13 protein-coding genes are annotated in these 13,082 nt (G+C 36.2%); all 13 read left to right on the forward strand.

Translation table 11 applies throughout. The annotated features are described in order from the left end of the window. The first annotated feature begins 240 nt into the window (after window positions 1–240). The 13 genes from pyrR to coaBC are packed head-to-tail and all read left to right on the forward strand — an operon-like array spanning window position 241 to window position 13,040. The gene (gene pyrR, locus GXZ93_00520; protein HHT78279.1) at window positions 241–774 is read left to right on the forward strand and encodes a bifunctional pyr operon transcriptional regulator/uracil phosphoribosyltransferase PyrR; all 534 of its coding nucleotides are present in this window, start codon (window positions 241–243) and stop codon (window positions 772–774) included. 55 nt (window positions 775–829) lie between these two features. Next, the gene (locus tag GXZ93_00525) at window positions 830–1,759 is read left to right on the forward strand and encodes an aspartate carbamoyltransferase catalytic subunit (GenBank protein ID HHT78280.1); all 930 of its coding nucleotides are present in this window, start codon (window positions 830–832) and stop codon (window positions 1,757–1,759) included. Between the two features lie 27 nt (window positions 1,760–1,786). Then, the gene (locus GXZ93_00530; protein HHT78281.1) at window positions 1,787–3,133 is read left to right on the forward strand and encodes a dihydroorotase; all 1,347 of its coding nucleotides are present in this window, start codon (window positions 1,787–1,789) and stop codon (window positions 3,131–3,133) included. Next, window positions 3,130–4,236, forward strand: coding sequence for a glutamine-hydrolyzing carbamoyl-phosphate synthase small subunit (gene carA / locus GXZ93_00535; GenBank protein ID HHT78282.1), 1,107 nt, complete (start codon window positions 3,130–3,132; stop codon window positions 4,234–4,236). The genes GXZ93_00530 and carA overlap by 4 nt, the downstream gene beginning before the upstream one ends. Before the next feature lie 36 nt (window positions 4,237–4,272). Then, a complete protein-coding gene (gene carB, locus GXZ93_00540; protein ID HHT78283.1) occupies window positions 4,273–7,482 on the forward strand; it encodes a carbamoyl-phosphate synthase large subunit in 3,210 nt (1,069 codons plus the stop codon). After that, complete coding sequence (locus GXZ93_00545; protein HHT78284.1) at window positions 7,482–8,285, forward strand: dihydroorotate dehydrogenase electron transfer subunit; 804 nt, start codon at window positions 7,482–7,484, stop codon at window positions 8,283–8,285. The genes carB and GXZ93_00545 overlap by 1 nt, the downstream gene beginning before the upstream one ends. Further along, complete coding sequence (locus tag GXZ93_00550) at window positions 8,278–9,213, forward strand: dihydroorotate dehydrogenase (GenBank protein HHT78285.1); 936 nt, start codon at window positions 8,278–8,280, stop codon at window positions 9,211–9,213. The genes GXZ93_00545 and GXZ93_00550 overlap by 8 nt, the downstream gene beginning before the upstream one ends. A gap of 1 nt (window position 9,214) precedes the next feature. Continuing rightward, the gene (pyrF, locus tag GXZ93_00555) at window positions 9,215–9,976 is read left to right on the forward strand and encodes an orotidine-5'-phosphate decarboxylase (GenBank protein HHT78286.1); all 762 of its coding nucleotides are present in this window, start codon (window positions 9,215–9,217) and stop codon (window positions 9,974–9,976) included. 3 nt (window positions 9,977–9,979) lie between these two features. Further along, a complete protein-coding gene (locus tag GXZ93_00560) occupies window positions 9,980–10,579 on the forward strand; it encodes an orotate phosphoribosyltransferase (protein ID HHT78287.1) in 600 nt (199 codons plus the stop codon). A 48-nt stretch (window positions 10,580–10,627) separates the two neighbouring features. Further along, window positions 10,628–10,960 carry an integration host factor gene (locus tag GXZ93_00565; GenBank protein ID HHT78288.1) on the forward strand — a complete coding sequence of 111 codons (333 nt, stop codon included), beginning with the start codon at window positions 10,628–10,630 and terminating at the stop codon, window positions 10,958–10,960. 56 nt (window positions 10,961–11,016) lie between these two features. Continuing rightward, the gene (gene gmk, locus GXZ93_00570; GenBank protein HHT78289.1) at window positions 11,017–11,613 is read left to right on the forward strand and encodes a guanylate kinase; all 597 of its coding nucleotides are present in this window, start codon (window positions 11,017–11,019) and stop codon (window positions 11,611–11,613) included. Next, on the forward strand, window positions 11,594–11,836 hold the full coding sequence (rpoZ, locus tag GXZ93_00575; protein ID HHT78290.1) for a DNA-directed RNA polymerase subunit omega: 243 nt from the start codon (window positions 11,594–11,596) through the stop codon (window positions 11,834–11,836). The genes gmk and rpoZ overlap by 20 nt, the downstream gene beginning before the upstream one ends. Then, entirely contained in the window at window positions 11,823–13,040 is a 1,218-nt protein-coding gene (coaBC, locus tag GXZ93_00580) for a bifunctional phosphopantothenoylcysteine decarboxylase/phosphopantothenate--cysteine ligase CoaBC (protein ID HHT78291.1), read from the forward strand. The genes rpoZ and coaBC overlap by 14 nt, the downstream gene beginning before the upstream one ends. The last annotated feature ends 42 nt before the right edge of the window (window positions 13,041–13,082 follow it).

Raw genomic sequence — 13,082 nt, forward strand, 5'->3', positions numbered from 1 at the left:
TTTTCTGGCAACAGACATATTCAGACCGGCATGAAAATTTTATTATTTTTATTGTAATATACCAGAAAATTTATTATATTACCTATTGATAAAATAATATAACCTTTAAAATAGTCCGGAGAGACTAAAAGGGCTTAAAAATGAAAATAAATTTCTTTAAAAATATTTATAAATGCCTTTCTACTATTAAATAGTAAAAAGGCATTTTTTTGTCATAAAACTATATTCTTTAAAAAAATTATGAGAGAAAAAGCAACAGTATTAAATGAAGGCGATATGGACAGAATTGTTAAAAGAATTGCCCATGAAATAATCGAAAGAAACAAAGGAAGCAGGAACCTGATTTTTCTTGGTATTCAGAAAAAAGGAATACCTCTGGCTGAAAGAATAAAGGATCATATTGAAAATCTGGAAAAAACCGAGATTAGTTTTGGCAAACTGGATATCTCTTTTTACAGGGATGATATTGATGAAAAAATTAAAACTGATTTTAACATTACAGACATACCGTTTGAAATTAAGGACAAAGACATAATACTTGTGGATGATGTGTTGTTTACGGGAAGAACGATAAGAGCTGCCCTGGATGCAATAATGGATTTCGGAAGGCCAAAATCGATACAGCTTGTTGTATTAATCGACAGAGGGCACAGAGAGCTTCCAATAAGAGCTGATTATGTGGGGAAAAATCTCCCTACATCCCTTAATGAATATATTGAAGTCAAGTTCAGGGAGATTGAAGGAGAAGATAAAGTCAGCATATGCTGGATTTAGACATTTATCTTGTTATTAATAATTAAATAAAATTATTTAAGCTTTTTATAAATTTATTATTTTGAGAAATATTTTAGACATAGATGAATTAAACAAAACACAGATCCTGAAGATCATTGAAAGTACCGGTTATTTTAAGGAAGTGCTTGAAAGGGATTTGAAGAAAGTGCCTGCGCTGAGAGGCAAAACAATTGTTAATATTTTTTATGAACCCAGTACAAGGACAAGAACATCTTTTGAGCTTGCAGCAAAAAGATTGTCAGCCGATGTTTTAAATTTTTCACCTTCTTCAAGCAGCCTGAAAAAAGGAGAGACAGAACTTGATACAATAAGAACCATACTGGCAATGAAAGCAGATCTTGCAGTAATCCGGCATAAGGATAGCGGTTTTGTAAAATATATTTCTGAAAATATAAATATTCCCGTCATCAATGCAGGAGATGGAAAACATGCCCATCCGACACAGGCCTTGCTTGACCTCTTCACCATATATAATCATTTTAAAAGCCTGGAGAAAATAAAAATTGCAATAGTAGGCGATATACTTAACAGCAGAGTTGCCAGATCCGATATGCTCCTTTTTAAAAAGATGGATTTTGACGTATCTACTGTTTCACCTTCAATGCTGCTGCCTGAAGATATGGGCTATTTTAATACCGTAAATTTTAATTGTATTGATGATATAGTCGAACAGTATGATGTAATATACATGTTGAGAATGCAGTTTGAAAGACAGAATAAAAAGTTCTATCCGTCTGTCAGGGAGTACAATAGATTTTTCAGTATGAATTTACAAAGATTCGGCAGGATGAAAAAAGGAGCTCTCCTTATGCATCCGGGACCTGTAAACCGCGGAATCGAGATTGACGGCAGAATCCTTGATATGGAAGATGACCATCATGAAAGAATAAAAATAAGTGAACAGGTTGAAAATGGTGTTGCAGTCAGGATGGCTCTTCTGCATTACCTGTTAAGTAATCAATAAAAATATATTTTATGATTCAAAAAAATTATGAGTACAGGAAAAGAAAACAAAAAAACAAACAATTTACTGATAATAAACGGAAGTGTACTTAGTAGTGAAACCGGGAAGATATTCAAATCGGACATAGTTGTGGAAGACGGCACGATAAGCAGGATTTCAGAAAATATTACCGCTGGCGATTTTAACAAAAGTATTTTTAAAATTATTGATGCGGACGGTCTGACTGTATGCCCGGGCTTTTTTGACATGCATGTTCATTTAAGGGAGCCCGGCAGGGAAGATGAAGAAGATATGGAAAGTGGTATAAATTCGGCAATCAGAGGCGGAATAACTTCGCTTGCATGCATGCCTAACACAAATCCGGTTATAGACACACCCTTTCTTATAAAATATCTTAAGATGAGTTCACATGCTCATGACTATAATATTTTTCCTGTAGCGGCAATAACCAGAAATCTTGAAGGGGAGAGTATTACGGAATTCGGTCTTCTGAAAGAAGCAGGGGCTGCAGCTTTTTCAGATGACGGAAAAGGAATTCAGAATTCCAGGCTCATGTATGAAATTATGAAGTATGCTGCGGAGATGGACGTGCTGCTTATACTCCACGAGGAAGATTACAGTTTTTCTGAAAATGGTGTTGTACACGAAGGATATTTCTCGGCAGCAAAAGGACTGGAGGGCATTTCAAGTCTTAGCGAGGACATCATGATAGCAAGGGATCTTATCCTGGCAAAAAAAACCGGTGCAAGAATACACTTTACCCATTTAAGCAGCGCTTCTTCTGTTGAATATGTCAGAATGGCAAAAAAAGATGGTATCAGAGTTACCTGTGATGTTACTCCTGAACATTTTTTCTTTAATGATGAATGTATAAAAGATTTTAATACGAATTTCAAAGTAAACCCTCCGATTAGAAGCGAGAATGACAGAAAAAGCATAATTGAAGGCATAAAAGACGGGACCATAGATGCAATTGCCAGTGATCATGCTCCCCATATTGAAGCGGAGAAAAATGTCAGCTTTAATGAAGCGGCATTCGGTTCCCTGGGTCTTGAGACATTATTTAAAGCCTGCATAACCGGACTTTACAAGACTGAGGGAATCGGACTTGAAAAAATCATAGGCCTCATTTCATCTGCACCTGCAAAAATAATTGGCGCCATGGAAAATACTATAAAAACAGGTCTTAAAGCCAATATAAGCATTGTAGATACGGACTGTATTGAAAAATATACAAAGGAAATGATTTTTTCAAAAAGCAAAAACAGTGCTTTTTTGGATGAAAACCTTTATGGGGAAATTATGTATACAATAGTAAACGGTTGTCTGAGGTTCATAAATACAAAAAAATCCCAGGGAGAAGATTTTTCTTGAAAGCTTTACTTGTTCTTGAAGACGGAAAAAATTTTGCAGGAAAAAGTTTTGGCGCAGAAGGAGAGACAATAGGTGAGGTTGTTTTTAATACATCAATGACAGGCTATCAGGAAATCCTTACCGATCCTTCATACTGTGAGCATATAGTTGCAATGACTTATCCGCAGATAGGAAATTATGGTGTAAATAAAAAAGATACCGAGTCTGATAAAATTCAGATCCATGGACTTGTAGTAAAGGAATATCTTGATTTCTACAGCAACCACAGGGCAACCGATAGTCTTGACAGCTATTTAAAAAAAAGCGGGATAATAGGGCTTTATGATATTGATACGCGCGAACTTACAAGACATATAAGAATAAAAGGTGCAATGAAGGGAATTATATCTACAGATAATTCTGACAAAGACTATCTGATTTCAAGGCTTGAAAATTATCCCGGTCTTACAGGCAGAGATCTTACGGGAAAGGCGTCCTGCAAAAAAGCATATATTTATAATAAAAACATTAAAAATCCTAAATTTTATGTAATTGCAGTAGATTTTGGGATTAAAACAAGTATATTGAAATGCATGTCAGACGCAGGCCTGAGAATAAAAGTAGTTCCACCGGATGCAACTGCTGAAGAAATTTTAAATGAAAATCCTGACGGAATATTCCTGTCAAACGGTCCCGGTGATCCGGGCGCTGTCGGATATGCAATACCCGAGATAAAAAAAGTACTGAACAAAAAACCATTATTCGGTATTTGTCTGGGTCACCAGCTGCTGGCAATTGCTTTGGGCGCAAAGACATTCAAACTAAAATCCGGACATCATGGCAGCAACTATCCTGTAAAGAATATTCGTACCGGCAGAGTTGAAATAACTGTCCAGAATCATGGTTTCAATGTAGAAATGCAGTCCCTGAAAAATATCCGGAATACTGATTTTGAAGTTACCCATATAAATCTCAATGATAACACTGTTGAAGGGATAAGCTATAAGGATCTGAATGCTTTTTCAGTACAGTATCATCCTGAAGCAAAACCTGGTCCGGATGATTCAAAATATCTATTTGATGATTTTATAAGGATGATAAATAATTTTAAATTAAAGTCATAAATAAGTAACAGATAACAGTCAGACAGTAAAGAAAATATGCCAAAAAGAAAAGACCTAAAAAAAATAATGATTATAGGTTCAGGGCCTATAATAATCGGGCAGGCAAGCGAATTTGATTATTCTGGGACACAGGCATGTAAAATTCTCAGGGAAGAAGGCTATAAGGTCGTTCTTGTAAACAGCAACCCTGCAACAATCATGACTGATCCTGAATTTTCAGATAAAACTTATATTGAACCGCTGATCCCGGAATTTGTTGAAAAAATAATAAAAATTGAAAGACCGGATGCGCTTCTTCCGACAATGGGAGGCCAGACCGGATTAAATATAGCCGTTAGTCTTGACAAAATGGGTGTGCTTGAAAAATACGGAGTAGAGCTTATCGGTGCAAGCGTGGATGTTATAAATAAAGCAGAAGACAGAGAACTTTTTAAAGAAGTAATGAAAAAAATTGATTTATATGTGCCTCCCAGCGGCTATATAAGCAATTTGTCTGATGCATTGAAAATAGCAGACAGGCTGAAATATCCTCTTGTCGTAAGGCCGAGCTTTACTCTTGGCGGTCTTGGCGGAGGTGTTGCATTTAACAAGGAAGAATTTATAGATACTGTTACCCGCGGTCTTGACCTTTCCCCTGTAAGTCAGGTTCTTATAGAGAAATCTGTTGCGGGCTGGAAGGAATTTGAACTTGAGGTTGTGAAAGATAAAAACGATAATGTCGTAATCGTATGCTCAATTGAGAATTTTGACCCTATGGGAGTCCATACGGGAGACAGCATAACTGTTGCGCCGGCGCAGACTCTGACAAATTATGAATATCAGATAATAAGAAATGCAGGCCTGAAAATAATAAGGGAAATCGGAGTTGAAACCGGTGGTTCAAATATTCAGTTTGCCATCAATCCCGAAAACGGAAAACTGGCGGTAATTGAAATGAATCCAAGAGTTTCAAGAAGCAGCGCACTGGCATCAAAAGCTACGGGATTTCCAATTGCAAAAATATCTACAAAACTTGCAATCGGGTATACTCTTGACGAAATACCTAATGATATAACCAAAAAAACCCCGGCGTGCTGCGAACCTTCAATTGATTATGTTGTTGTCAAGTTTCCGAGATGGTCTTTTGAGAAATTCCCGAATACAGATGTCTCTCTTACAACAAGAATGAAATCCGTGGGTGAATCCATGGCAATAGGGAGAACATTTAAGGAAGCTTTGCAGAAATCGATAAGATCTCTTGAAATAGACAGATACGGACTGGGTTGTGACGGGAGAGATAATATAATAGAAGAAAATACAAGCCAGATGCTTGCAACTCCCAACCAGGACAGACTCTTTTACATAAAACATTCTCTTGAAAAAGGCGAAACAATTGAAAATATTTTTAATTATACAAAAATAGATCCATGGTTTCTTGAAAACATCAGACAGCTTGTTGACTTTGAAAAAAAATTTAAAGATAAAAAAATAGAAAATACTTCAGAGGCCGAAATCAGGGAAGCAAAGAAGCTCGGCTATTCAGACATGCAGCTTGCCTACCTGTTGAAATGCAGTGAAAATGATATAAGAGATTTTAGGAAGAAAAACAAAATTAAAGCTGTATTTAAAACGGTCGATACCTGTGCAGCTGAATTTGAAGCATATACTCCGTATTATTATTCCACATATGAAAATGAAAACGAGAATGCCGGTTCTTCAAAAAAGAAAGTAGTCATTCTTGGCAGTGGTCCAAACAGGATTGGGCAGGGAATTGAATTTGATTACTGTTGCGTTCATGCATCTTTTGCTTTAAGGGATGAGGGGTTTGAAACAATAATGATTAACTGCAATCCTGAAACTGTAAGTACAGATTATGATACCTCAGACAGGCTTTATTTTGAACCTCTTACTTTTGAAGATGTAATGAATGTGATTGAAGATGAAAAACCTTTTGGTGTAATAGTACAGTTCGGCGGACAGACGCCTCTGAAACTGGCAATGAGGTTGCAGGAGGCAGGTGTGAACATACTCGGAACATCGCCTGACAATATAGATATTGCGGAAGACAGGAAGAGATTCGGAAATATTTTAAATTCTCTCAAAATACCTCAACCTGAAAACGGAACAGCTCTTACCATAGATGAAGCAAAACTGACTGCAGATAAAATAGGCTATCCTCTTCTTGTAAGGCCTTCATACGTGCTTGGAGGCAGGGCAATGGTAATTGTGTATAATGAAGAGAATCTTGTGAATTATGTTGAAAATGCATTTAAGGTTTCCCCCGGTTTCCCTGTGCTTATAGATAAATTTCTTGAGCAGGCGACAGAAGTAGATGTGGACGCAATATTTGATGGTGAAGAAATCTATATTGGTGGAATAATGGAACATATTGAAGAAGCAGGCATACATTCAGGAGACAGCGCCTGTGTCATGCCTCCCTTTGTTTTAAGTGGAAGCATAATTGATATTATAAAAAAATATACTTTTGATATAGCAAAAGCTTTAAATGTTATAGGGCTTATAAATATTCAATATGCTGTAAAGAATTCAGTTGTTTATGTACTTGAGGCTAATCCGAGGGCATCAAGAACGGTGCCTTTTGTCAGCAAATCAATAAAAGTGCCTCTTGCAAAAATAGCCGCATTAGTGATGAGCGGTAAAAAACTGAAGGATATTGATTTTAAAAGAGTGGATTCAAACAAGCTTAACTATTTCAGCATCAAGGAAGCAGTGCTTCCTTTCAGCCGTTTTCCCGGAACTGATATAATACTGGGTCCGGAAATGAAATCAACAGGGGAGGTAATGGGCATAGACAGGAATTTTGGTGTGGCATTTGCGAAATCACAGCTTGCAGTAAACCAGAAATTTCCTCAGTCAGGAACTATTTTTTTCAGTGTCAGAGACAAGGATAAAAACGACATCGCTTCTCTTGCAAAAAAAATTGCAAATCTCGGCTTCAATGTAATTACAACAAAGGGCACAGGAGAATTTCTTGAGAAATTGGGCATTAAGTGCGATAAAGTGCTGAAAATCAGGGAAGGAAGGCCTAATGTTCTGGATCTTTTAAAGAATGGTGAAATAGATCTTATAATAAATACGCCCGAGGGAGGTGAAGCAAGAAGCGACGGTTATTATTTAAGGACTGCTGCTTCATTGCTTAATATTCCGTGCATTACAACAATTTCAGGAGCCAGTGCAGCAATACAGGGAATATATGAATTGAAAATAAATTCAAACATAAATGTAAAAGCAATACAGGATTATTAATGAAAACATTAAAAGGCGAGATAATTTCAAATGAAAAAGTAGGCAGGGATTTGTATAAAATGACTGTTTTTTCACCTTATATGGCAAAGAACTGCCTTCCTGGACAATTTGTAAATATAAGATGTTCCAAAAGCGGAGTTTACGACCCGCTGCTCAGAAGGCCTTTCAGCATATATGATCTGGAGGAAGATTTTAAGGTTTTTTCAATTCTTTATTTGCTGAAAGGCAAAGGAACGCATTATTTAAAATCTCTTGAACCCGGTGATGTAATTGATTTCATAGGTCCGCTTGGCAATGGAATCAGGACGGATGAAAACAGTAATAAAAAATATCTTCTTATAGGCGGCGGCATAGGTGTAGCACCTCTTTATTATCTTGCAAAATATCTGAATCTTAAAAAGAATAATGTTTTTCTGGCAACAGGATTTAAGGACAACAGGTTTCTTTTTTTTGAAAAAACAGTCCAGACTTTAAAAATAAGTTATCATTTCTGTTCCGAGGATGGAACACATGGGGCAAGAGGTATCATAACTGATTTCATAAGTGAAAATATAAACGACTACAGAGATTATACAATATATTGTTGTGGACCTTCAGCAATGTTTAAAACCCTGAAAGAAATATTTGCAGGAAACAATATTGAAGATAAAGCCTACGCTCTGTTTGAAGAAATAATGGCCTGCGGCATAGGAGTGTGCAAGGGGTGTGTAGTGAAAACATTGGATAAAAACAATAATTATGTCTATAAGACTGTATGTAAAGACGGGCCTCTTTTTAATTTGGGGGAGGTAGTTTTTGAGTAATTTTAACGATCAGAGACTTGCAGTAAGAATAGGGGATATATTTTTAAAAAATCCGGTAATCATGTGTTCAGGCACTTTTGCCAGCGGCATAGAATACAATGAGATCTATGAAACACAGATTCTCGGAGCTGTCACAACCAAAAGCTTTTCGCTAAAACCCATGGAAGGCAACAGACCGCCAAGGCTATGCGAAACTCCGTCAGGACTTTTAAATTCAATAGGCCTGCAGAATGAAGGGATTGATTATTTTATAAATGAACAGCTTCCAATTATCAGGGAATTAAAAATCAGTACTATTTTAAGTATTCTGGGCACAAGCAGTTCAGAATTTGCTGAAATCGCTTCAAAAATAATAAAAATAGAGCATGAATTGATTGCAGTAGAACTGAATCTGTCCTGTCCCAATGTAAACAAAGGCGGCATAACTCTTGGTTCCATTCCTGATTCTGTTGAAGAGGTGACTGCGGTTGTCAGAAAAACTCTCAATATACCTGTTATAGTCAAACTAAGCCCCAATAATGATAATCTGTCAGAAATTGCAAAAAGGGCTAAAAACGGAGGCGCCACATGTGTTTCTCTTATAAATACACTGATAGGGATGGCGATTGATATTGATACTTTCAAACCCAAACTGGGAAATGTGATAGGAGGGCTTTCCGGACCTGCAATAAAACCGGTTGCGCTTGCAAAAATATTTTCTCTTTATAAAGCAAGCATTCTTCCCATAATAGGTATGGGCGGAATATTTAACTGGCAGGATGCAGTTGAATTCATGCTTGCAGGTGCAAGTGCGGTCGGGCTTGGCACTGTAAATTTTGTAGAATATGATGCCGCAGTAAATGTCCTGAACGGACTGATTGATTTTATTTCAAAAAGAAATTTAAAAAATATAAGTGATTTAACCGGTAAGGTGAAAGCAGGGCAGTGAGTTGGAAAATTATGATTCCGTAAGCGCGGAGAATATCAGGAAAAATTTAAAAACAAAAGACAGGCTTATACTCAGCATGGATGTACCTGCAAAAAATGAAGTACTTTCCATACTCAGAGAACTTGAAAATTCAATATCTACCATAAAAATAGGCCTGGAGCTTATATATAATGAAGGGACGGAAATAATAAAAACGGTCACCGGCTGCGGCTATAAAGTGCTGCTTGACGCCAAGCTAATGGATATACCGAATACGATAGCAGGAGCTTTGAGGGGGATTTCAAAACTCGGAGTAAATATGATTACAATACATGCTTTTGGAGGTTCAGGCATGCTCCTCAGGGCAAAGGAAGAACTTGTCAGCAATTCAGATAAAAATAATCAGGTGCCGCCCCTGCTTTTCGGTGTGACTGTTCTGACAAGTCTTGATGATTCTGATTTGAATGCATTTGGATTTTCAACAAATTATGCAAATGTTGTGAAAAATCTTGCCGGTACTGCAATAAAAAGTAAAATTGACGGTATAATATGTTCGCCCAATGAAGTTTCAATGCTAAGAGAATCTTTCGGGAACAATTTTCTTATAGCCACACCCGGCATAAGACTTCCGGAAGATGATGCAGGTGATCAGAAAAGATTCAATACTCCTGAGAAAGCAATAGAGAACGGAGCCGATTTTATAATAGTAGGCAGACCAATAATAAAAAGCGCTGATAAAATAGGAACAGTAAAAAATTATCTGGACAGAATGGAGGGAAACTAGGAAATGATCAAAATAGTACAGCAAAATACGAAATCAGATCTCCTGACCATATTAAAAGAAACAGGGGCTATTATGGAAGGTCATTTTAAGCTGACCTCTGGTTTTCACAGCCGGCACTATCTTCAATGCGCAAAGCTTCTGCAGTATCCTGAAAAAACTTATAAAGTGGCTCAGGAAATACCCGGAATAATTGGAAAAAGTATTTCTGAGAGCGCCAACACAATAATATCGCCTGCAATAGGAGGCATATTATTTGGTTTTATGGCTGCTTATGTTATGGGTAAAAAGATGATTTTTGCAGAAAGAAAAACTGACAGGATGGAACTGAGAAGAGGATTTGAGATAAGCGAGGGAGAAAATATCATAATTGCTGAAGATGTTATTACCACCGGCGGCTCTGTAAAAGAAATAATTAATATATGCAATGAAAAAAAAGCAAATATAAAAGCAGTTGTGTCAATTGTGAACAGATCGGAAAATGCAAGTTTCGGGGAAATACCTTATTATTATCTGATTAAATTCGATATAGAAAAATATGATCCTTCGGATTGTCCTTTATGCAGAAATAATATAGAGTTGAATTATCCAGGCAGTAAAAAATAATTAGGGTTTCAAAAAAAATATTTAAGAAAAAAATATTTAAGAGGATATATGTCAGTACCTTTCCTGTCTGATGAAGAAAAAAGATCTGCACTGAAAAGTGCCAGGGAAATCAGAAAAAAAAGATCCGAGATAAAAAAATTATTAAAGTCTTGCAAGGTCAAGCTACTGGAATTGCTTGAAGAAAAAAGCATGTATTTTATGGTGGCAAAAGACATGAGAGTATCAGATCTGATAAGGTCGCTTCCCGGTTTTGGCGATATAAGAGTGAGCAGGATTTTAAATGAACTAAAAATAAGTCCAAGGAAAAAACTCGGCGGTCTTGGCCACAGGCAGAAATCCAGACTTCTCGATTATTTTCAGGAAATAAATTCCGGAACCTGAGATATGGTTGTTTTATAATACCGTTATTTAATACTACATTATTTTTTTTAAATACAATGAAAAAAACAAAAAAAGGAAAGCTATTTGTTGTCTCCGGGCCTTCAGGAGTCGGAAAGAGTTCGCTTGTAAAAGATGCACTTGCAGAACTCAAGAATTTTGATAAATCCATATCTGTTACAACGAGAGCCATAAGAGAAGGTGAAATTGAAGGCAGGCATTACTGCTTTATAAGCGAGGCAGATTTTAAAGATCTTATAAACAAAGATGAACTGATCGAATGGGCAGACTACTGCGGCAATTATTACGGCACTCTCAAAAAAACTGTTATGGACAGTATTGAAAAAGGAAAGAATCTGATCCTTGTAATTGATGTGAACGGAGCCATGCAGGTTAAAAAGACAATAAAGGATGCATACCTGATTTTTATAACAACGTCTGACTTTTTCCAGCTTGAGAAAAGACTGAAGAGAAGACAGACTGAAAATATAAAAAGCATTGAGGAAAGACTTAAAAAAGCAAAAGAAGAATTAATGTATGAGAAACATTATGATTGCATAATAGTCAATAATAACTATAATGAAGCTTTAAAAAATTTGAAATACGTCTTAATTTCAAAAGCAGAGGGAGAGTTTGATGAGCATACCGAATGTTGATACATTACTGGAATCAGTTGATAGCAAATATACGCTTTGTATAATTATAGCTAAAAGATCAAGAGAGCTTGCTGATTATTTTCATGCAAAAAGAAATATGGAAAGAACAAATATAATCAGCCCCCTTCTTGAAACTGAAGTAACTGATCCGCTTGAAATAGCATTTAATGAAGTAAAAGAGAAAAAAATCAGCTACATAAGAGTAAAAGATGGAATCAAATAAAAAAGCTTTTGAGCCTTTTTCGGGCAAGAAGATCCTTCTCGGAATTACCGGAGGAATAGCAGCTTATAAAGCAGCCGGCATTTGCTCCATGCTTAAAAAAAAAGGTTCAGATGTTTTCTGTGTAATGACGCCCAGTGCGGAAAAATTCATTAATCCTGTTACCTTAAGCGCTCTGAGCGGGCATAAGACAGTTATTGACATGTTTGACAATCATGAGAAAGTATATCATATAAGTCTTTCGCAAAGCTGTGATATCATACTTATTGCGCCTGCAAGCGCCAATACCATCTCCAGGATAGCAAGTGGAATATGTGATAATTTTTTAACTACATCCGTTGTGTCTTCAGACTGCCCTGTACTTATTGCACCTGCAATGAATGAAAACATGTGGCTGAATCCTGTAATTCAGGACAATGTTGAAAAACTTAGACAATACGGAAGATATTTTTTTACAGGTCCCGGAAAAGGAAAGCTTGCCTGCGGCACTGAAGGTACGGGAAGAATGCAGGATGAGGATATAATAATTAAAGATATGGAAAATCTGATTTTTTTAAACAATGATTTGAAAGGCAGAAAGGTACTGGTAACAGCGGGGGGAACCAGGGAAAATGTGGATTCAGTCAGATATATATCAAATTATTCAAGCGGCAAGATGGGATATGAAATAGCAATGGAAGCAGTTTTCAGGGGTGCGCGGGAAGTTGTTCTGATTACTGCTGCCAGGAATTCTCCCGGAATATTCAAAGGCAGAACCATAATGGTGGATAATACATCGGAAATGAAAGAAATGGTTCTGAAGAATTTTGATGATTCAGATATCATAATAATGACAGCTGCAGTTTCTGATGTAATTCCACAAAAAAGATTTGAACACAAGCTGAAAAAGAAGGATGAACTTTTTGAAAATCTCAGATTTATAGAAAATGAGAATATACTTGAAATTATTTCAGAAAGGAAAAAAAAGAATCAGACAATAGTTGGATTTGCTGCTGAAAGTTCGCAGGATATTGCAAATGCCATGGAAAAAATAAATAAAAAAAATATAGATTTTATTATTCTTAACGATATATCCAGAGATGATATAGGTTTTGAAAGCGATTATAATGAAATTGTTATTATAGACAGGGATGGCATAATTAAAAAAGTGCCAAAGGCGAAAAAAAGATTAATTGCCAGGGAAATAATCAATCATATTTTAGAATAACCGGTTTTTTAAAATATAAATATGAATATAAATATGAATATA

The sequence above is a fragment of the Actinomycetota bacterium genome (genome assembly GCA_012837825.1).
Classification (GTDB): domain Bacteria; phylum Actinomycetota; class Humimicrobiia; order Humimicrobiales; family Humimicrobiaceae; genus Humimicrobium.